The organism is Amycolatopsis sp. WAC 04169 (genome assembly GCF_003947535.1).
GTDB lineage: Bacteria > Actinomycetota > Actinomycetes > Mycobacteriales > Pseudonocardiaceae > Amycolatopsis > Amycolatopsis keratiniphila.
This window is the reverse complement of record NZ_QHJI01000007.1, coordinates 363,746-381,307: the sequence shown is the minus strand read 5'-3', so window position 1 is coordinate 381,307 and position 17,562 is coordinate 363,746. Positions and strand designations below refer to the sequence as shown.

At 68.4% G+C, this 17,562-nt stretch carries 18 protein-coding genes; 9 read left to right on the top strand and 9 right to left on the bottom strand.

The genetic code is table 11. The features are described 5' to 3' along the window. The first annotated feature begins 35 nt into the window (after nt 1-35). From DMC61_RS21060 to DMC61_RS21050, 3 genes are read left to right on the top strand one after another with little or no spacing between them, the layout of a single operon-like run. Nucleotides 36-563: a hypothetical protein gene (locus tag DMC61_RS21060; protein WP_125690743.1), complete on the top strand. Its 528-nt coding sequence runs from the start codon at nt 36-38 to the stop codon at nt 561-563. 9 nt (nt 564-572) lie between these two features. Then, a complete protein-coding gene (locus tag DMC61_RS21055) occupies nt 573-1,418 on the top strand; it encodes a DUF3592 domain-containing protein (protein WP_125690742.1) in 846 nt (281 codons plus the stop codon). Nucleotides 1,419-1,439: 21 nt separating this feature from the next. Next, the gene (locus tag DMC61_RS21050; RefSeq protein WP_125690741.1) at nt 1,440-2,765 is read left to right on the top strand and encodes an MFS transporter; all 1,326 of its coding nucleotides are present in this window, start codon (nt 1,440-1,442) and stop codon (nt 2,763-2,765) included. Here the strand turns inward: DMC61_RS21050 and DMC61_RS21045 are convergent. Continuing rightward, a complete protein-coding gene (locus DMC61_RS21045) occupies nt 2,758-3,489 on the bottom strand; it encodes a hypothetical protein (protein ID WP_063274740.1) in 732 nt (243 codons plus the stop codon). The genes DMC61_RS21050 and DMC61_RS21045 overlap by 8 nt on opposite strands. A 166-nt stretch (nt 3,490-3,655) precedes the next feature. After that, a complete protein-coding gene (locus DMC61_RS21040) occupies nt 3,656-4,252 on the bottom strand; it encodes a DUF6801 domain-containing protein (protein WP_125690740.1) in 597 nt (198 codons plus the stop codon). A 227-nt stretch (nt 4,253-4,479) separates the two neighbouring features. On the opposite strand from DMC61_RS21040, the gene DMC61_RS21035 reads away from it, so the two are divergent. Next, entirely contained in the window at nt 4,480-5,268 is a 789-nt protein-coding gene (locus DMC61_RS21035) for an adenylate/guanylate cyclase domain-containing protein (RefSeq protein WP_125690739.1), read from the top strand. A gap of 37 nt (nt 5,269-5,305) precedes the next feature. Here DMC61_RS21035 and DMC61_RS21030 read toward each other — a convergent pair whose 3' ends face one another. Both DMC61_RS21030 and DMC61_RS21025 read right to left on the bottom strand, forming a co-directional pair. Then, nucleotides 5,306-6,694, bottom strand: coding sequence for a Gfo/Idh/MocA family protein (locus DMC61_RS21030; protein WP_125690738.1), 1,389 nt, complete (start codon nt 6,692-6,694; stop codon nt 5,306-5,308). A 174-nt stretch (nt 6,695-6,868) separates the two neighbouring features. Further along, complete coding sequence (locus tag DMC61_RS21025) at nt 6,869-7,564, bottom strand: nitroreductase family protein (protein WP_125690737.1); 696 nt, start codon at nt 7,562-7,564, stop codon at nt 6,869-6,871. 281 nt (nt 7,565-7,845) lie between these two features. Here DMC61_RS21025 and DMC61_RS21020 point away from each other — a divergent pair, with 281 nt between their 5' ends. The 3 genes from DMC61_RS21020 to fxsT all read left to right on the top strand — a co-directional run bounded on the left by DMC61_RS21020 (nt 7,846) and on the right by fxsT (nt 11,624). Beyond that, entirely contained in the window at nt 7,846-8,565 is a 720-nt protein-coding gene (locus DMC61_RS21020; protein ID WP_034316513.1) for a trypsin-like serine protease, read from the top strand. A gap of 396 nt (nt 8,566-8,961) precedes the next feature. Continuing rightward, nucleotides 8,962-9,366 carry a hypothetical protein gene (locus tag DMC61_RS21010; RefSeq protein ID WP_125690736.1) on the top strand — a complete coding sequence of 135 codons (405 nt, stop codon included), beginning with the start codon at nt 8,962-8,964 and terminating at the stop codon, nt 9,364-9,366. Between the two features lie 11 nt (nt 9,367-9,377). Then, entirely contained in the window at nt 9,378-11,624 is a 2,247-nt protein-coding gene (fxsT, locus tag DMC61_RS21005) for an FxSxx-COOH system tetratricopeptide repeat protein (protein WP_125690735.1), read from the top strand. 673 nt (nt 11,625-12,297) lie between these two features. On the opposite strand, the gene DMC61_RS21000 is transcribed toward fxsT, so the two are convergent. Next, on the bottom strand, nt 12,298-13,095 hold the full coding sequence (locus DMC61_RS21000; protein WP_233594880.1) for a leucine-rich repeat domain-containing protein: 798 nt from the start codon (nt 13,093-13,095) through the stop codon (nt 12,298-12,300). Between the two features lie 145 nt (nt 13,096-13,240). On the opposite strand from DMC61_RS21000, the gene DMC61_RS20995 reads away from it, so the two are divergent. Next, a complete protein-coding gene (locus DMC61_RS20995) occupies nt 13,241-13,963 on the top strand; it encodes a hypothetical protein (protein WP_125690734.1) in 723 nt (240 codons plus the stop codon). Nucleotides 13,964-13,999: 36 nt separating this feature from the next. Here the strand turns inward: DMC61_RS20995 and DMC61_RS20990 are convergent, their stop codons facing one another. The 3 genes from DMC61_RS20990 to DMC61_RS20980 are packed head-to-tail and all read right to left on the bottom strand — an operon-like array spanning nt 14,000 to nt 15,811. Beyond that, a complete protein-coding gene (locus tag DMC61_RS20990; RefSeq protein WP_125690733.1) occupies nt 14,000-14,755 on the bottom strand; it encodes an SDR family NAD(P)-dependent oxidoreductase in 756 nt (251 codons plus the stop codon). A 31-nt stretch (nt 14,756-14,786) separates the two neighbouring features. Further along, the gene (locus DMC61_RS20985) at nt 14,787-15,545 is read right to left on the bottom strand and encodes an SDR family NAD(P)-dependent oxidoreductase (protein WP_125690732.1); all 759 of its coding nucleotides are present in this window, start codon (nt 15,543-15,545) and stop codon (nt 14,787-14,789) included. After that, nucleotides 15,542-15,811: an Atu4866 domain-containing protein gene (locus DMC61_RS20980; RefSeq protein ID WP_125690731.1), complete on the bottom strand. Its 270-nt coding sequence runs from the start codon at nt 15,809-15,811 to the stop codon at nt 15,542-15,544. Before DMC61_RS20980 ends, DMC61_RS20985 begins: the two co-directional genes overlap by 4 nt. 102 nt (nt 15,812-15,913) lie before the next feature. On the opposite strand from DMC61_RS20980, the gene DMC61_RS20975 reads away from it, so the two are divergent. Continuing rightward, nucleotides 15,914-16,777, top strand: coding sequence for a helix-turn-helix transcriptional regulator (locus DMC61_RS20975; RefSeq protein WP_125690730.1), 864 nt, complete (start codon nt 15,914-15,916; stop codon nt 16,775-16,777). Between the two features lie 171 nt (nt 16,778-16,948). Here DMC61_RS20975 and DMC61_RS20970 read toward each other — a convergent pair whose 3' ends face one another. After that, nucleotides 16,949-17,509: a CGNR zinc finger domain-containing protein gene (locus DMC61_RS20970; protein ID WP_233594879.1), complete on the bottom strand. Its 561-nt coding sequence runs from the start codon at nt 17,507-17,509 to the stop codon at nt 16,949-16,951. Nucleotides 17,510-17,562: the final 53 nt, after the last annotated feature.

The window sequence follows — 17,562 nt, the reverse complement described above, 5'->3', positions numbered from 1 at the left end:
TCCAGCACCGACGACACGGCGAAAGGCGGCACCCGATGTTCAAGAAGATCCGCGACAAGATCAACGAAGCGACGCAGCAGGGCATGGCGCGGGGCGAACAGGACTTCCAGCGCCACGCGGAGCAGTTCCGCCAGGCCGCCGCCGCGCAGGGGCACGACATCACCCCGCAGCTGCCGACACCGCAGCTGGCCGCACAGGCGTTCCGGAGTCTGAACGCGGACCCGGACATGGCGGCGTTCCTGGCGCTGCCGATGGACGAGCAGTTGCGCCAGCAGCAGGAACTGCAGGCCTACGGCACCGAACTGCGGCGGCTCTACGACACATGCGAACCCGCCACCCTGGTGGTCCGCGGGCTGGAGCCGACCGGCCGCAAGATCGCCGGGCAGGCGCAGTACACCGCGACGCTCGAGGTCACCCGCGCCGATGGCACCACGTACCGGACGGTGACGCAGCTGATCACGCCGCTGGCGACGATCCAGCAGTACGCGCCCGGCACCCGGCACGAAGCCCGCGTCGACCCCGCGGACCCGGCGAAGGTCGCCGTGTTCGGGCCGATCGGTTAGGTGGTGGAGATGTTCGGGACCTTCGAGTTCGGCCTGCCGGACGACCCCCGGCGGACCCGCCGCCCCGGCCTGCGTCTGTGGCTGCTCGGCGTGCCCACGACGCTCGCCTGGGCGGCCGCGGGCTGGTCGGGCGCGCTCGGGCTGCTGGACGGCTTCCGGTTGATGTCGCTGAACCGCGTCGACACGTGGGGGCCCGACGCGGGCCCGGCGGTCTCTCTCGTCCTGTTCTTCAGCGTCTCGATCACGGTGGCTTCGTCGCTCGGGTTCGCGATGCTGTGGGGCGGCGGGATGTCGCTGCGCGGAATGGGCGTCGGCTTCCGGGCGAGCAGCCTGGCCGCGTCGCTCGGCATCGCGCTGGGCACCGGCGCCGCGATCCCGTCGTGGACGCCGCCGGAGTCGGTGGGGAAGCGGCTGCCGTCCGAACCCTGGACCGAGGTGGACTGGATCATCTACTACGAGCCGTATCTCGTCCCGGCGGTGGCCGGGTTGACCGCGCTGGTCATGATCATGGTGCTGGGACGGGCGTTCGTCACCAAGGCCGAAGCGGACGACCGCGCGCAGGCGCTGGCCCAGACCGGCCGTCAGGTGATCGGCCACGTGATCGGTGTCGAGTTCACCAACGTCTGGGTGATGGGGAATCCCCGGTTCACCGTGCAGGTCAGGTTCCCCACCGACGCGGGGGAGCGGACCGTCGTCGCCGCGATGATCACCCCGCCGCTGCAGGCCCCGGCCCGCGGTTCGACGGTGAAGGTCACCTACGACCCGCGCGATCCGGACTCGGTCCTGATCGATCCGGATCCGGCGGACCGGGCGGCGGGCGGAAACCTCGGTGCCTTCCTGCCCCCGTTGTTCTGATCGCCCTCTACACTCCCGCGGATGGACGAACAGACGGCAGAGGTGTCCACCGCGCAGGCGGTCCGCAAGGCGATGATCCGGCTGGTCCCGTTCCTCGGGCTGCTCTATCTGCTCAACTATCTCGACCGGGTCAACGTCGGGTTCGCCGCGCTCACCATGAACGTGGACCTCGGCATCAGCTCGGCGGCCTACGGGCTCGGCGCCGGCCTCTTCTTCGTCGGGTACTTCTTCTTCGAGGTGCCCAGCAACGTGATCCTGCACAAGGTCGGGGCCAGGGTCTGGATCGCGCGGATCATGGTCACCTGGGGCATCGTCGCCTCGGCCACCGCGTTCATCCAGGGCGAGGTCAGCTTCTACATCGTGCGGGTGCTGCTCGGCATCGCCGAGGCCGGGTTCTTCCCCGGCATCATCCTGTACCTGACCTACTGGTTCCCGCGGAAGGTGCGGGCCAAGATCGTCGCGCTGTTCTTCCTGGCGGTCCCGCTCTCGTCGGTGATCGGCAGCCCGATCTCCGCCTTGCTCATCAAGCACGGCGACGGGGCTCTGGGCTTCGACGCGGGCTGGCGCTTCATGTTCTTCGCCGAAGGTGTTCCTTCGATCCTGCTCGGCTTCGCGGTGCTGTTCCTCCTGCCGAACCGGCCGAAGAACGCGAAATGGCTGACCCCGGACCAGCGCACCGCGCTGCAGTCGACCCTCGACTCCGAGGACACCCGCGAGGTCGGCCACGAGGTGAGCACCCGGTCGGCGCTGACCGACCCGCGCGTGATCGCGCTGAGTGCCGTCTACTTCGGGATCATCTTCGGCCTCTACGTGCTCGCGTTCTTCCTCCCGCAGGTGATCAAGGGCTTCGAGCAGCAGTTCCAGACCAAGTACAGCATCGTCGAAATCGGCTTGATCACAGCGGTCCCGTACGCGATCGCCGCCGTCGCGATGGTGTTGTGGGCACGCCATTCCGACCGCACCGGCGAACGGGCGGGACATGTCGCCATCGCCGCGTTTGTCGGCGCGGTCTCGATCGCCGCCGCGCTCTATATGGGTTCGCCCTTGCTGGTGATGGCCGCGGTGACGCTCTGCGCGGTCGGCGTGTTCACCGCGGTCCCGGTGTTCTGGCAGTTGCCGAACGCGTTCCTCACCGGGGTCGGCGCGGCCGCCGGGATCGGACTGATCAACTCGTTCGGCAACCTCTCGGGCTTCGTGGGCCCCTACCTCGTCGGCTGGCTGCAGGGGCTCACCGGCAGCTTCCGGCCCGGCATGTGGGCCGTCGCGTTCTTCATGGGGCTGGCGGGTGTCATCGCGTTGTTCTTCCGCCGTAAGGAAAAGGCCAAGGAGAACGTCGCGGTCAAGTGAGGTGGTCGAAGTCGCCGCTGACCCACCGGATGTGGGTCTCGGCGCTTCGGCGCACGACGGCGCGGGCGTCACGATCGATCGTGTCGCCGCCCAGGGTGTAGAGCCGGTCGTAGGTGAAGTCGTCGAGCCGGTCGACGACGCGGCGCACCACGGCCGCCGACAGCGGGATGTGCTTGGGGAAGTTGCGCTGGAACGACACCCAGCCCGGCGCGAGCCCACCCGAGATCGTGTCGCCGGCCAGGATGCTGCCGTCCGGTGTCCTGGCCACGGCGCTGCCGCGCATATGCCCGCCGAGCCGGATCAGTTCGAGGCCGGGCAAGGGTTCCACGTGCTCGTCCCAGAACTCGAACGCCGGATCGGGTGCGGGCAGCCATTCGCGGTTGCGTTCGTTGACCAGCACCGGGACCCCGCCCAGCGCGCGGCTCCAGCCGAGCTGGGCGCCGAACATGTGCGGATGGCTGGTGGCGATCACGGCGACGTCGCCGAGACCGCGTACGACGTCGAGCACCTCGGTGTCCAACCAGGACGGCGGATCCCAGAGCAGGGTGCCGGCCGGGGTCGTCGCGATGAACGACCAGTGCCCGATCGCGAGCTGCGGGTCCCGCCTGATGCTGTGCAGCCCGCGGCCGTGATCCCGGTGCAAGGTCTTGTGCGGCAAGGACATCAGTTCTTCGTGCGTCCACCAGCGTCCGGTGTGCGCGCCGAGGTCGCCGGCTTCCTCCATGCCGACTTCACCGCGGTCGAGCACGCACCGGGGCGGCTCCGGGGTGGCTGGATGTTCGATACCGCACCTGTCGCAAATCCACATGATCGGAAGACTGCGACCTCCAGCGCGCTGGAGGTCAAGACGCGTCTTCCCCCGGCTCGCCGAGCCGGGGGAAGACGGGCGATCAGCTGACGGTCGTCTTGCCCAGGACGGCGTCCTGGTCGGGCGGGTCGAGGGTGAGGTTGACGTCGAACTCGCCGAGCGAGCTGTCGGTGACGATATGCGAGGTCGCCGCGGGGTCCACGCTGCTGGTCGCCTCGCCGGCGGGGGTGCCGGCCGGGATGGTGAAGTCGACCTTGCCGGTCGCGGTGAACTTCAGGGAACCTTCGGCAGGCACCTCGGTGTCCGGGATCGGCAGTTCGATGGGGATCGACACCTTCTGTTCGCCGAGCGCGACGTTCACCTTCGAGTTGATGGTGCCGGAGAGCTTCTTGGCGCCGACCAGCCGGAGCCCGTCACCGGCGGCCTGGCCGGCATCGACGTCGAGGGTGAACGGCACCGAAATCGGTTCACCCGCCTTGGCCGTCGCCGGGATTTCCGCCTTCACCACCACCGCCACCTGCTGGTCGCCGATGATGGGGAAGCCGCCCTTGTACGTGAGATTCTTTTCGACGGCGGCCGCGGTTCCGGCCGCGGTGAGCATTACGATTCCGGCGACCACGGCCGCGATCCCGGCCGCGCGGAATCGCCGGACACCCTTCCGTACGAGGGTTTCCGTCATGTCAGGTCCTTTCGTCGTTGAATGGGCTCGAAACCGAATGTAGGTGGAAAGTCACCAACGAGGAAAGGAAAAGATCTCTCGCGTTTTCTTTATGCTTCGATCTTGTCACGCGTATGTGGAATAACGAGTTCTCGAATTGTCACGCGAAGGTGGAAAGGGGGAATGCCGCCCGTATTCTTGTCACGCCGGTGACAGGTGCCCCGTCCGCGCGGCGAACGACTATCGTCTTGATCGTGACCGAACGACCTGAGCCGTGGCATCTCCGGACCCGCCGGTTCCTGCGCGCGACGGACCAGCGCAGGGAACTGGTGCGCGGCGCGCGGTTCCTCCGCGGGCTCGTCCCCGGGACCGGCGAGCCGCTGGCGCCGTCGACCGGACGCTCGTCCGACCGGCTCGCCCGCCTGCTCGCCGAAGCGGGTGCGGACCGGCCCAGCGCCACCCGCGAGCTGGGGCTGGCCGCGGTCCAGGCGTGGCAGGCCGTCCGGCGCTCCGGCACCCCGGCGGTGTCCGCGGACGGCATCACCGTGCTGTTCACCGACCTCGTCGGCTTCTCGACCTGGGCACTGGAGGCCGGTGACGACCGCGTGCTGCAACTGCTGCAGGAGGTCTCCAAGGTGACCGAGTCGATCGTCATCGGGCACCGCGGCAGTGTCGTCAAAGGGCTCGGCGACGGGGTCATGGCCGTGTTCGCCGACCCGGGCGAGGCGGTGAACGCCGCCTACGAGACGTGCTCCGCCGTCAGCGTGATCAAGGCCGAGGGCTACCTGCCCCATCTGCGCGCGGGACTGCACCGCGGGAACCCGCAGCGGGTCGGCGACGACTACCTCGGCGTCGACGTGAACATCGCCGCCCGGATCATGGCCGCCGCCGACGGCGACGAGGTCCTGGCCAGCGCCAGCGTCGTCGAAGAGCTGGACCAGGACGTCTTCACCGTGCGCCCGCGCCGGAACTTCCGGGCGAAGGGGACCCCGAGGGACCTCCGGGTCTTCCGGGTCGTTCCCCGGTACTCCTCGTGAGTGGCGAAGGACGGCTTCGCCACTCACGAGGAGTGGGCTAGCCGGGCATCTCCGAAGGCTGCGAGTCCAATCCTGGCCGCGCCTTCGTCCAGCCACCGCGCGTGAAGTCCGGTACCGCCACCGGTTTCCCGCCGCGCGCGAGGGAGACCACGCTCAACGGCACGGGGGAGCACCAGGCCGCCGAGTCGTAGACGTCGATGTCCGGCACCAGCCCGGCGCGCATCTGCTGCACGATCCGCCACTGCAGCACGTAGTCCATGCCGCCGTGCCCGCCGAGGTTCGGGTCGTCCTTGAGCTTCTTCCACAGCCAGTGGTCGTGGCGCTCGCGATACGGCCCGAAGTCCTTCCACGCGTGCCCGCTGTGGTCGGGCTCGACGTAGATCCGGGCGGGGTAGTCCTCCACGATGCCGCGGCTGCCGGCGAGGCTGTTGATGCGGCTGTACGGCCGCGGCGAGCTGACGTCGTGCTCGGCGCGGATGATCCGGCCCTGCTCGGTCTCGATCAGGCAGGTCACCAGGTCGCCGTTGATGTAGGTCTCTTTCCACGACGGGTGGCCCGGTGGCATATGGCGTTTCCGGTAATCGGCGAGGCCCTTCGGCTCGGTCGCGGTGGCGCGCAACGTGGCGAACCGGTCGCCGCGGTTGACGTCCATGCAGGCGGCGATCGGCGCGAGGCCGTGCATCGGGTAGAAACTCGCCGTGCTGCGCGTATGCCACTTCCGGCGCCACGCGTCGGTGTAGTACGTGTCGGAGAACAGCAGCTCGCGCAGGTCGTGCAGGTAGCCGCCGTGTCCGTTGGTGACCTCGCCGAAGACGCCCTGGTGCGCCATCTTGAGGATGGCCAGCTCGTTGCGGCCGTAACTGCAGTTCTCGGCGAGGAACAGGTGCTTGCGGGTCTGCTCGCTGGTGTCGACGAGATCCCACAGCTGGTCGAGCTCGGTGGCGATGGGCAGCTCGACGCCGACGTGCTTGCCGGCCAGCAGCGCGGCCTTGCCCTGCGGGTAGTGGAACTCCCACGGCGTGGCGATGTAGACGAGGTCGACGTCGTCGCGCGCGAGCATCTTCTTGTAGGCGTCGGCGGACCCGCCGTACTCCGCGGGGCGCGGCTTCCCGGCGGTGGCGAGCTTGTCCGCGGCGGCCTTCGCGCGCTCGGCGCGGATGTCGCAGACGGCCGTGACCGCGGCACCCGGGACGGCACTCCAGCCGCCGATCATGGACATCCCGCGGTTGCCGAGACCGATCATCCCGATCCGGACGGTCTGGTGCCGCTCGAACGGGACGCCGATCATGCTGCGCTGGCCGGGACGGCGGGGCGAAATCGCGGCTTCGTCCGCGGCGGTGGCGCTCGCCGGCATCGCGGCGAGCGCCCCGGCGGCGAGCGCGCCGCCGAACAGTGTCCGCCGGGAGACAGAGGGCAGGTCGGCCATGAAGAACACTCCTTCGTGTCGCCTTCGGTGCCCAGACCTTGTCCAATCGTCGCCGGATATGTCAAGAGATGCGCCAAAGTGAGCACTAAACTGCACTAATGAGCAGTTCGAGTGCTTGTTGATGGGTGTTTCGCGCAACCCGGGTGCGCGTACACACCCGGGTCGCGCGGCGGCTCAGCGGCGGATCATCACCTGGTCGATCGACTTGCGCACCAGGTTCGGCACCACGCAGTCGTCCGCCGGATAGCCGACCGGGATGACGGCGAACGCCTTCTCGTTCTGCGGCCGTTCGAGCAGTTCGCCGAGGAACCGCATGGGCGACGGCGTATGCGTCAACGCGGCCAGCCCGGAGAGGTGAAGCGCGGTCAGGAGCATGCCGACCGCGATGCCCACCGACTCGTCGACGTAGTAGTGCTTGTGCTTGGTCCCGTCCTCGTCGAGGAAGTAGCGCTGCTGGAAGACCACGATGAGGTACGGGGCGTCGGTGAGGTGGGTCTTCACGGCGTCGGTGCCCAACGGGCGCAAGGCGGACAGCCACTCCTCGCCGAGCCTGCCCTCGTACGAAACGCGTTCCTCCTCTTCGGCGGCCTCACGAATCCGTTGTTTGGTGGCGGCGTCCTCGATGAGGACGAACGTCCACGGCTGCTGATGTGCGCCGCTGGGCGCGGTCGAAGCCACCGCGATGGCATCGACGACCACCTGCTCGGGCACCGGATCGGTCGAGAACATCCGCACGGTGCGGCGGCTGTCCATCCGACGGCGCAGATCGGCGGCGGTGGCCAGCGATTCTTCCTCGGGCATACGCGCCGGACGGTAGGGCACCGGCTCGAAGGGGTCGCCGTAGGTCGGGGTCCACTGTGCTGCGGTCATGGTGGCGATTCTGTCGGCGGGACGGGCTTTCGGGAAGCCCCGGCGCCGGGTTATGTCCCTGGAGTTATGCCGCCATCTGTCTCAAGTGGACGGACGCCGGGCGTCGTAACGGGCGGGTGGTTCCGGTACCTAGAGGGGCACTTAGCGGTGGTCACGGCGAACAGATAAGTACCTACTGCACGACTTTCGGCGGTTTCCGGTTTCTCTTGCCGCGTCCCAGAATCAGCACACCCCGTCCCCATCGCGCGGCCGGATCCCGGCCGCAGAAATGAGTCGGAACCATGCGACTTCGCTCCTTCGCACTGATCGCCGGCACCGCCTTCGCGGCGCTGCTCGGCGTCACCGCCCCCGTGGCGTCCGCCGCGGAACCGTCCTCCGACGTCCAGCCGATGATCATCGGCGGCCAGAACGCGACGAGCGGCCCGTGGGCGGCCAGGCTCTTCGCCAACGGCCGGCAAACGTGTACCTCGACGATCATCGCGCCGCAGTACATCTTGACCGCGAAGCACTGCGTGGCCAGCAGCGGCACGTTCACCTTCCGGATCGGCAGCCTCGACCAGCAGAGCGGCGGCACCATGGCCACCGGCTCCACGGTCACCCGCCACCCGAGCGCGGACCTCGCGATCGTGAAGCTGACGACGTCGGTCAACGCCACCTACTCGCCGCTGGGCACCACCGCCAACGTCTCCGTCGGCCAGACCGTCCAGGTCTACGGCTGGGGCGCGACGAGCCAGTGCGGCTCGGAGATCAACTGCCAGTCACGCTACCTGAAGGTCGCCAACGTCTCGGTCACGTCGGTCTCTTGCCGTGACTACAACGGCGGCATCGCGGTGTGCGCGCGCCGCGGCGACGGCATTACCGCCGGCGGGGACTCGGGTGGCCCGATGTTCGCCTCCGGCCGTCAGGTGGGCGTCGCCTCGACGAGCGACCGGCAGACGACCACCGCGTACACGAACATCACGCGGTACCGGCCCTGGATCCAGCAGATCGCCGGGGTCTGAGGTTCGGTTGTAGCGGGGCCCTCCTCGGCGTCGGCCGGGGAGGGCCCCGCTCGCCGGCTTGTGTGTTCCCCGTCAGGGCGCGGGCCGTAGTCGGTAACGGCCTCGAGCAGTTCGAGCTACTTCTACACTCGGCCTGGTGAGGTCGACCGGGCGCTCTGCTGATCAGCAGCCGGGCGATGTGGTCGCGCAGCAGTTTCTGCGCGTGGTCGGCGTCGAGCCGCGCCCGACGCTCGTCGGCGACGTCGCGGCCGGGTTCGTTGCCCAAAGACACCGACCACGCGCTCTGCGCGGCATGAGAGTGCGTTGACCGTTCGCGCCTGAAGGCGGGGCTGTAGCGGTCTGAGCGTCGTGGCCGATATCGAGGGTTGACGGTCGTGGCGAGGTGAGGGGTTCGGTGTGATCGAGTCGGTCGAGCTGGTGGTAGCGGCGTTGGCCGCGGGTGCGGCGGTGGGGGCGCGTGAGACGGCGTCGAACGCGGTGAAGGACGCTTATTCGGGGGTGAAGACGCTGGCCCTCCGCACGTTGCGCCGTGGCGATTCCGTGCCGCCCGAGGTGGTGGAGGCGGTCGAGTCCGATGCGATCACGCCGATCGAGGACGGGGCCGCGCGGCGACGCGAGCTCACCGCGGCCTTGGCCGCGGCGGACGCGGGGGCGGATGACGAGCTTGTGGTGGCGGCGCTCAAGGTCCTGGAGCTGACCGATCCCGCCGGAACCCAGGGGGGAAAGTACCGGGTGCTGATGCACGGCAACAAAGGCGTGCAGGTCGGCGACCACAACACTCAGACCAACACCTTCGGCTGACACCGTCGCCGATGCCCTCGAACCCCTACGGTCCCGACGGAAAACCGGCCGCCGCGTACGAGGTCCGCGGTGGCCAAGGCGTGCAGGTGGGAAACCACAATGTCCAGCACAACACCTATGCGCACCACGTCCACGTACCCGCGGTCGTCACGCCGATGGAGCAGATCGACGCACCGGCCGGTCTGATCAACCTGCCGAAACGGTCCGCGATGTTCGTCGGCCGTGGCGGGGACCTGCAGCGGCTGCGGGAGGCGATCACGGCGTCATCGTCGGGATCGGTGGTGGTGACCGCGGTGCACGGCTTGGGCGGGATCGGCAAAAGCACGCTGGCCGCGCACTACGCCGACACGCACCGCGCCGGCCACTCACTGGTGTGGTGGATCACCGCCGACGCCCCCACGTCCGTCGAGACCGGCTTGGCGCGCCTGGCGGTCGCGCTGCAGCCCGCAGTGGGAACTCTGCCGCTGGAGCAGCAGACCGAGCACGGCCTGCGCTGGCTGGCCACCCACAGCGGCTGGTTGCTGATCCTGGACAACCTTCCTGGGCCGAATGACGCGGCGACGCTGCTGGCTCGCCTGCCCGGGGGCCAGGTGCTGATCACCAGCCGTCGCACCACCGGCTGGCACGACATCGCCACCACGCCGCTCTCGCTCGACGTCCTGGAACCCGGCCAGGCGCACGAACTGCTCACCCGGATCCTGACCCACCACGACCCCGCCGCCGACACCGACGGCGCGGACACCTTGTGTGCCGAACTGGGATTTCTGCCGCTGGCCATCGAGCAGGCCGGCGCCTTCATGGCCGAAACCGGTTCCACAGCCGGCGAATACCTCGACCTGCTCGGCCGGTACCCGGCCACCATGTACGGCGAAACCGCCGAGGGCGGGAATACGCAGCGGACCATGGCCCGGATCTGGCGCGTCACCCTTGACCGGCTCGCCGACACTCCGTTGGCGGGCAAGGTGTTGCGAGTGCTTGCCTGGTACGCCCCCGACGACATTCCCACCACGCTGCTGAACGAGATCGATGACGAGCTCGCCGTGACCAAGGCGTTGGGACGCCTGGCCGCCTACGCCATGATCACCCGCGACGGTGCAGTGATCAGCGTGCACAGGCTCGTGCAGGCGGTCACCCGCACCCCCGACCCCGATGACCTTCATCGCAGCCCGGTCGACGTCGCACACGCACGTGACCACGCCACCAGCGCTCTGAGCCGGGCACTCCGAACGCTGAATCCCGAGGCGCCCCAAGATTGGCCAGGGCTGCGGGTCCTGGTGCCCCACGCTCAATCACTCATCGGCAACACCGCCCCTGAGGACGACACCGGCGACACCATCTTCGTCCTCGGCCAGTTGGGGCGATTTCTGGGGAACCAGGGAGCAGTGGCGATGGCGACGGGATACTTGGACCGTTGCCTCATCGACTGTGTGCGGGTGCTGGGTCCTGACCACCCCGGCACTCTGACCTCCCGCAACAATCTCGCCGGCGCCTACGAATCGGCGGGGGATCTCCGACAGGCGATCCGGCTGTACGAGGCCGCTCTCGCCGATCGCGAACGGGTGCTGGGCCTCGACCACCCGGACACCCTGACCTCCCGCAACAACCTCGCCGGCGCCTACCGGTCAGCAGGTGATCCCGGGCAAGCGATCCCGCTGTGCGAAGCGACCCTCGCCGACTGCGAACGAGTCCTGGGCCCCGACCACCCCAGGACGTTGACGTCCCGCAACAATCTCGCGGGCGCCTACGAGATGGCGGGGAATCTCAGGAAGGCGATCCCGCTGTACGAGGCCAACCTCGCCGACCGCGAGCGCCTACTGGGCCCCGACCACCCGGGCACCCTGACTTCCCGCAACAACCTCGCCGCCGCTTACGAGATGGCGGGAAAACTCGGGCAGGCGATCCCGCTGTATGAAGCGACCCTCGCCGACTGTGAGCGAGTGCTGGGCCCGGACCACCCCGACACTCTGATCTCCCGCAACAACCTCGCCTACGCCTGCTGGCTGGCAGGGGACCTCGGGCGGGCGATCCCTTTGCACGAGGCCACTCTCGCGGCCCGCGAACGGGTACTCGGTCCCAGTCACCCGCACACTCTGTCCTCTCTACACAATCTCGCCGGCGCCTACGAATCGGCGGGAGATCTCCGGCAAGCGATCCCGCTGTACAAAGCCACCCTTGCCGCCTACAAGCGGATACTGGGGCCCGGCCACCCCGAAACCCGCGCCGTACGCGCCAGTCTTCGCCGCGCCCGCGGAAGATGACACTTCGAGGAACAGCCCAGTGATGCGCTCGCGTCCCGTCGGACCGACGGAAGTGACCGGGAGCGGGGCACGCTTTCGGCCACCGATCTGCCACGCGGGCAGGGTTTGGTCCACTCGGCGTTGATCCGCGTGCGTGGGCAGGTCGCCCCTGCTGTGCGCCACCCGTGGTTTCGAGCTGTCGATACTGACCAAAGTTCTTCCCCCCACGCTTGGGTTCCGAGGATCTGCCGTCGGCCTTCGACGACCCCGAAGCCAAGATCGGCTGGGTATCCTTGCGTGAAAACGGCGGGCCGCGCTATGGACGTGCCGACGGCTGTGCGTCTCGAGTTCACCACGGAGCATGTGGTTTGTCGCTGCCATCCCACAGCCGCCGGAGTGGCAGCGCGTGTTCCTCGGAGGGGACGAGATCATGGTTGTCTCCTCGCCCGAGAGGATGCGCGACATGGGCTTCGGCGACACCACATTCCTTTGATAGTTCAGTTACACGCTCGACGGCATGAGCAGACAGTGGCGGGAACACACGACCCGCGGCATGAGCGGATGTTGGCCACGCGACGGGTCCTTATGCTGCCGCGGCGGGCGGAGTCCGCAAAGGCCTCGCCCGAGGACTCAACCAAAGGGCCAGCTCGAGCATGAGTTCAGCTGGGTTCGCCTCGGGCCCTCTGGTTCGTCCTTAGCGGCCAGCGGGCTGGACGATGTCCGGGCCGCCGGTATGAGGTGTCGGGACGTAGCCTTGCGCCGACGTCGGCAGCGTCGCCACGCAGTTCCCGGAGCACGCGTTCACCAGCAGCGGCAGCACGTCGGTACCGACCCGGCGGGAAACCCACACCTGATGCAGTTCTCGATCGATCAGCCTGTCGCAGACGCTGCATGTCCGTACGCCCGTGGTGCCCCACACGCCCGGATCGAGCTCGGCGAAGTCCGCCTGGTCGGCGCGGGTCACCGGCCGCAACGCCGGAAACGGTGGCCGGAACTTGGCGTTGCCGTAGAGGACACGGGTGCTCACCGTGCTGTCGATGACTCTTGCACACCTGGTGAGTTCATACGGGTACCAGTGCAGCCGGTGCGACGTATAGGGCTCGAACACCTCAAGGCTGGTCATCGCTCCGATCTCGGGTGGCAGGCGGACCAGGTTCGTTCCGTACAGGACCAGGCGCGTGACCGCGGTCAGTTTCGCGATCGTGGACGGCAACGTGATGATCTGCCGCCGTTCCACGGCGCTCATCTCCGTGAACGGGGCGAACTCCGTCCGACCATCCTCGGCGGTCTCGTCGATCAGAGCCAGTAGGTGCTGCCAGCCCTCTGCCGCTTGGTCTTGTGTGTCCTTATGGAAGGAGACGGTCACCGGTCGGGTCGTCTTCGAATAGCCGACGCACCGGCAGTGATCCCGATCGGGTCCATCTTGCGGGGCTCCGATGGCGTCGGCGAACCGGTTGAGGAACACCTGCGGCGCGTTCTCGTCTGTCGACACCTGTGAAGCGTATCGACGATGGCGGGTAACAGTTGCCATCGCTACGACCCGTAGTGCGCCAACCTCCTGTCATCGGCATGACAGGACGTTGGCAGGATGCGGACAGCCGCGCCGGAACCGTGTGGCGGAGGGCTAGCCTGCGCTCGTGGAACGACAGGGGCAGCAGCAGTGGTTTCCGGATTTCCCGTCGCAGCCCGGTTACCAGGCGCCTTCGCCGAAACGGCGTCGCACGGGGATGCTCGCGGGGATCGCCGTCGGCGTGCTGGTGGTGATCGCCGGTTTGGTGGCGGGGCTGCTGGTGTTCCTGAACAACAAGGACGACAGCGCTGCCTCATTCTGGCCTATCAGCGAGAGCGGTACCTCCCGAACCCCGCCGGCGCCTGGCTGGAAGACGCTGGAGCTCGGGCTGGGCGTGTTCGTCGAGGTGCCACCCACCTGGCAGCCGGTCGACGGAACCTTCATCCCGGACGCTCGAACCCGAGGCGCGCGGTACAAACCGGGCTACTGCGCAGCGAATCCGAAAGCCATCCTCGGCCAGCTGTATCTCGACCGGGCGCGTATCACCGATCCGATGGCGGCCGCGGCGGACGCGTTGATGTATCGGGGAACGCGGGCTTTCCGCAGCGGCGGTCAGGTGTCTTCCGGCCCTGTCGGACGCCGCCCGGACGGCGGGGCGCAGGTGCAGGGCACGGTCACCCCGCACGGCAGGGACGAGTGCGACCCGCCGTCGACCACCTACCGAGTGGTCGCCTTGCCCACCGCGCAGGGGACGCTGCTGGTCGTGGTGTGGGGTGACCTGCAGATGCCGGACTCGCCTGCCGAAGAGGACCTCACCAGGATCGCGGACAGCGCGCGCCTCGCGGCATGAGCGGATATCCGTCATCGGTGTGCCCGGGACTGGCCATCAGTGTGCGGTGAGTCCGCCGTCGATGACGAGTTCGGTTCCGGTGATGAACGAGGATTCGTCACCGGCCAGGAACAGCATCGCGGGAGCGATCTCGGCGGGGTCGCCCGCGCGCCGCATAGGGGTGCGCATGATGTCGGGTTGCCGGTCGCCCTGCTCGTCGAGCAGGTCTTGGATCATCGGGGTGGCGATGACCCCGGGGTGCACCGAGTTGACCCGGACGCCGCGGGTGGCGTATTCCACGGCGGCGGTCTTTGTCAGCAGGCGCACGGCTCCCTTGGTCGCCTGGTACGCGGCGGCGGCTCCGCTGCCGACCAGGCCGAGCACCGAGGAGGTGTTGATGATGGAGGCGTTGCCGGAAGCGCGTAGCAGGGGCATGGCGGTCTTCATCCCGAGCCAGGTGCCGGTCTGGTTGACCGCGACCACTTGGTCCCAGCCGTCCTTTGTGGTCTCTTCGATGCCGGGCCAGTCCAGGACACCGGCGATGTTGACCAAGATGTCAAGGCGGCCGAAGTGCCGCCGGGTCAGTTCGATCGCCGCGCTCCAATTCTCCGGCGAGGAGATATCCAACCGGACGGCCAGCGCATCGGTGCCCTCGGCTTTCAGACGTGCGGCGAGCTCGTCCGTGGTGTCCTGGGAGATGTCGGTGACGACCAGGCTGGCTCCTTCCCGGGCGAACAGTTCCGCGGTGGCTTGTCCGATGCCGCCGGTCGCGCCCGTGATCAATGCGACTTTGCCGGCGAGGCGTCCACGCATGACGTGCTCCTTCTCTCGTTGTTGCTAGGAGTCAGGCGGCGGTGTAGCCGCCGTCGGCGGCGACGACCGCGCCGGTGATGAAGCTGGAGGGGGGCGACGCCAGGAAACCGATCACCTCGGCGATCTCCTCGGGCTGCGCGACGCGGCCGAGGGCGTGGGCGTCGCCGAAGGAGCGCAGATACTCCCGGCTGTCGGCCCGGAAGTTGTCGAGCATGTCGGTCTCGATCACACCGGGGGCGACGACGTTGGCACGGATGCCGTGCGGTCCGCCCTCCAGCGCGAGCACCTTGGTCAACTGCGCTAACGCTCCCTTGGCCGCGCTGTAGGCCGCGGCCTCGGCCAACCCGACGGTGCAGGCGAACGACCCGACGGTGACGATCACACCCCCGCCGCGTTCGCGCATGACCCGGAATGCTTCCCGGGCGTGGAGAAACGCCCCTCGGGCGTTGATCGACATCAGCTCGTCCCAGTCGGTCGCGGTGGTCTCGGTGATCGGCTTGTTCACGGATCGACCGGCGTTGCTGACCAGGATGTCCACGCTGCCGAACCGGTCGATGGCCGCGGCCACCGACCGCACCGCGGTGTCCTCTCGGGACACGTCGCCGACCAGGGTGGACACGCGGTCGAACCGGGTGGCGAGACCATTCACCTCGGGGCGGAGGTCAGTGGCCAGCACTCGCGCGCCGTGGGCGTGCAACCAGGCGACCGTGGCCGCGCCGACCCCGCGGGCGGCACCAGTGACCAACGCGACCTTGCCCGCCAAGTCGCCAGAGATCGGTGGCAGGCTCATCGCCGTGCCTGCCGGTGATCGGCGGCGGACTCGCGATACAGGGCGAGATGCTCGTGGTGGAGCACGCCGTCGCGGATGTCGCCCGTCGCGGTGAAGCCGGTGTCGTCCACGTAGTCGAGGTGGTTCCCGGTCACCGTGTAGCGACCGGTGTAGGCGCTACGCCGTTCGCCGCGTGCTTCGTCGTAGCGCCCGTCGGCGCGCAGCTCCTGCCGGATATGCCCGTCCGCGGTGACCCACATGCCGACCACGTCGATATCGCTTGTCATACCGACCAGCGTCGGCGACGGCGAAAAGCGATGGCAGGGCGTGTGGTGGCTGGGTGTGCCGCACCCACCCAACCGGACGCGCAGCGATCTAGCATGATCGCCATGGGCAGTGGTGAGCTGGGAGCGTTCCTGCGAGCGCGCCGTGCACAACGATCTCCGGAAGACGCGGGCGTGCTCTACTCCGGCCGCCGCAAGGTGACCGGGCTGCGCCGCGAAGAAGTCGCCGTGCTCGCCGGAGTGAACGTCGACTACTACACCCGGCTGGAACAGGGCCGCGAGATTCACCCGTCACCGCAAGTGCTCGACGCCCTGTGCCGCGCACTGGATCTCGACCCCGACGCCCGCGAGCACCTGTACCGGCTGGCCGGTGCCACACCGGACGACACGCCCGCTCCGGTACCTCAGACCGTGAGCGCCGAACTGCGGCAACTCATGGACGGCTACCCGCACACCCCGGCCTTCGTGCTCAACCGCATCCTCGACGTGCTGGCCACCAACGCCCTCGCCGACGCGCTGTTCTCACCATTCCGAGCGGTGGACAACCTCGCCCGTATGACCTTCCTCGACCCCGCGGGACGACAGTTCTACGCGCGCTGGGACTGGACCGCACAGGCCACCGTGGCGAACCTGCGGGTGGCCGCAGGTCTCAACCCGCACGACCCCGCCCTGCGGTGCCTCGTGGCCGAACTGAGCGAAGGCAGCGAACACTTCCGCGACTTGTGGGAAATCCACCAGGTGCGCGGCAAGACCCGCGAACCCAAACACCTCGTACACCCCGACGTCGGCCCGCTCACCCTTACCTACCAGGCATTCGACGTGCGCAGCGCCCCCGGTCAGCAACTGATCATCTACCACGCCGAACCCGCCACGCCCAGCGCCCACACCCTCGCACTGCTGAGCAGTCTCCACGCCACCACAAACCACACGCGCACGGTCGACACCTTGCCGGCCGAACGTCCGGTCTAGGTCTTCGGCTACACCCTGGTGCCGGCGGATCGCGCCGCCGAAGGTGCCGCTGCCCGCGGCCCAGCCACCATTGGCGGCGGTGGAGACATATCCTCTGGTGTGGCCGGCGGATAGGGGCAGCGCCACCGTGGCGGCCCGCAGCGGCGCGATCTCGCTGCCTTGTCGGACGGCTCAAGCGTGGTGAAGCTCGGACGCCTTACGCGCCCGATGATTCGCCACGTTGACGCGGTTCCCGCAGAGTCCTGGCATGCAATAGCGCCGCCGTCCGGGACGCGTCGTGTCGATGAAGACACCCTGGCAAGTCGGCGCGCCACAGGCGCGGAACCGTGCCACGTCGAGTGACTGGACGACGCCGAGTATCCCGACACCGCAGATCAGGGAAAGCGCGTCGACGACGGTCGCGCCCTGTCGGAGCGAAAGGGTCCATCGAGAGCGGCCCGAGGTGGCATCGAGGGAGACGTCACCGACCGACGAGGTGAGCGAGGTGGCGCCGGTGATGAGGCGTGCCTCGGCCGGATGGTCGATCAGGTCGCGCACTGTGGCACGCAGCCGGTGAACGGCCCGCAGGTCACCAGGCCGCGTGCTCACGGGTATCGAGTGCTGCTCGGCGAAGGCGGCAAGAGACGCCAGGTCAGGCAGCTTGTCCGCCCCGTGCCACACCTCCGGCGCCGTGTTGACCAGGTCGGTCGCGACGCCAGCCGCCCAGACGTAATCGTCTAACGCCACTTGCATCCCTTACCGGCCTCTCGTACGTTCGCGGTTAACCGACACTTTAACCCTTACTG

What these genes read in the sequence shown, in the direction of transcription:
- DMC61_RS21060 (WP_125690743.1), top strand. Translation starts at nt 36, where the DNA reads ATGTTCAAGAAGATCCGCGACAAGATCAACGAAGCGACGCAGCAGGGC.
- DMC61_RS20975 (WP_125690730.1), top strand. Translation starts at nt 15,914, where the DNA reads ATGGGCAGTGGTGAGCTGGGAGCGTTCCTGCGAGCGCGCCGTGCACAA.
- DMC61_RS21020 (WP_034316513.1), top strand. Translation starts at nt 7,846, where the DNA reads ATGCGACTTCGCTCCTTCGCACTGATCGCCGGCACCGCCTTCGCGGCG.
- DMC61_RS21045 (WP_063274740.1), bottom strand. Translation starts at nt 3,489, where the DNA reads ATGGAGGAAGCCGGCGACCTCGGCGCGCACACCGGACGCTGGTGGACG.
- DMC61_RS21050 (WP_125690741.1), top strand. Translation starts at nt 1,440, where the DNA reads ATGGACGAACAGACGGCAGAGGTGTCCACCGCGCAGGCGGTCCGCAAG.
- DMC61_RS20985 (WP_125690732.1), bottom strand. Translation starts at nt 15,545, where the DNA reads ATGAGCCTGCCACCGATCTCTGGCGACTTGGCGGGCAAGGTCGCGTTG.
- DMC61_RS21025 (WP_125690737.1), bottom strand. Translation starts at nt 7,564, where the DNA reads ATGACCGCAGCACAGTGGACCCCGACCTACGGCGACCCCTTCGAGCCG.
- fxsT (WP_125690735.1), top strand. Translation starts at nt 9,378, where the DNA reads ATGCCCTCGAACCCCTACGGTCCCGACGGAAAACCGGCCGCCGCGTAC.
- DMC61_RS20990 (WP_125690733.1), bottom strand. Translation starts at nt 14,755, where the DNA reads ATGCGTGGACGCCTCGCCGGCAAAGTCGCATTGATCACGGGCGCGACC.
- DMC61_RS21040 (WP_125690740.1), bottom strand. Translation starts at nt 4,252, where the DNA reads ATGACGGAAACCCTCGTACGGAAGGGTGTCCGGCGATTCCGCGCGGCC.
- DMC61_RS21030 (WP_125690738.1), bottom strand. Translation starts at nt 6,694, where the DNA reads ATGGCCGACCTGCCCTCTGTCTCCCGGCGGACACTGTTCGGCGGCGCG.
- DMC61_RS20980 (WP_125690731.1), bottom strand. Translation starts at nt 15,811, where the DNA reads ATGACAAGCGATATCGACGTGGTCGGCATGTGGGTCACCGCGGACGGG.
- DMC61_RS21055 (WP_125690742.1), top strand. Translation starts at nt 573, where the DNA reads ATGTTCGGGACCTTCGAGTTCGGCCTGCCGGACGACCCCCGGCGGACC.
- DMC61_RS20970 (WP_233594879.1), bottom strand. Translation starts at nt 17,509, where the DNA reads ATGCAAGTGGCGTTAGACGATTACGTCTGGGCGGCTGGCGTCGCGACC.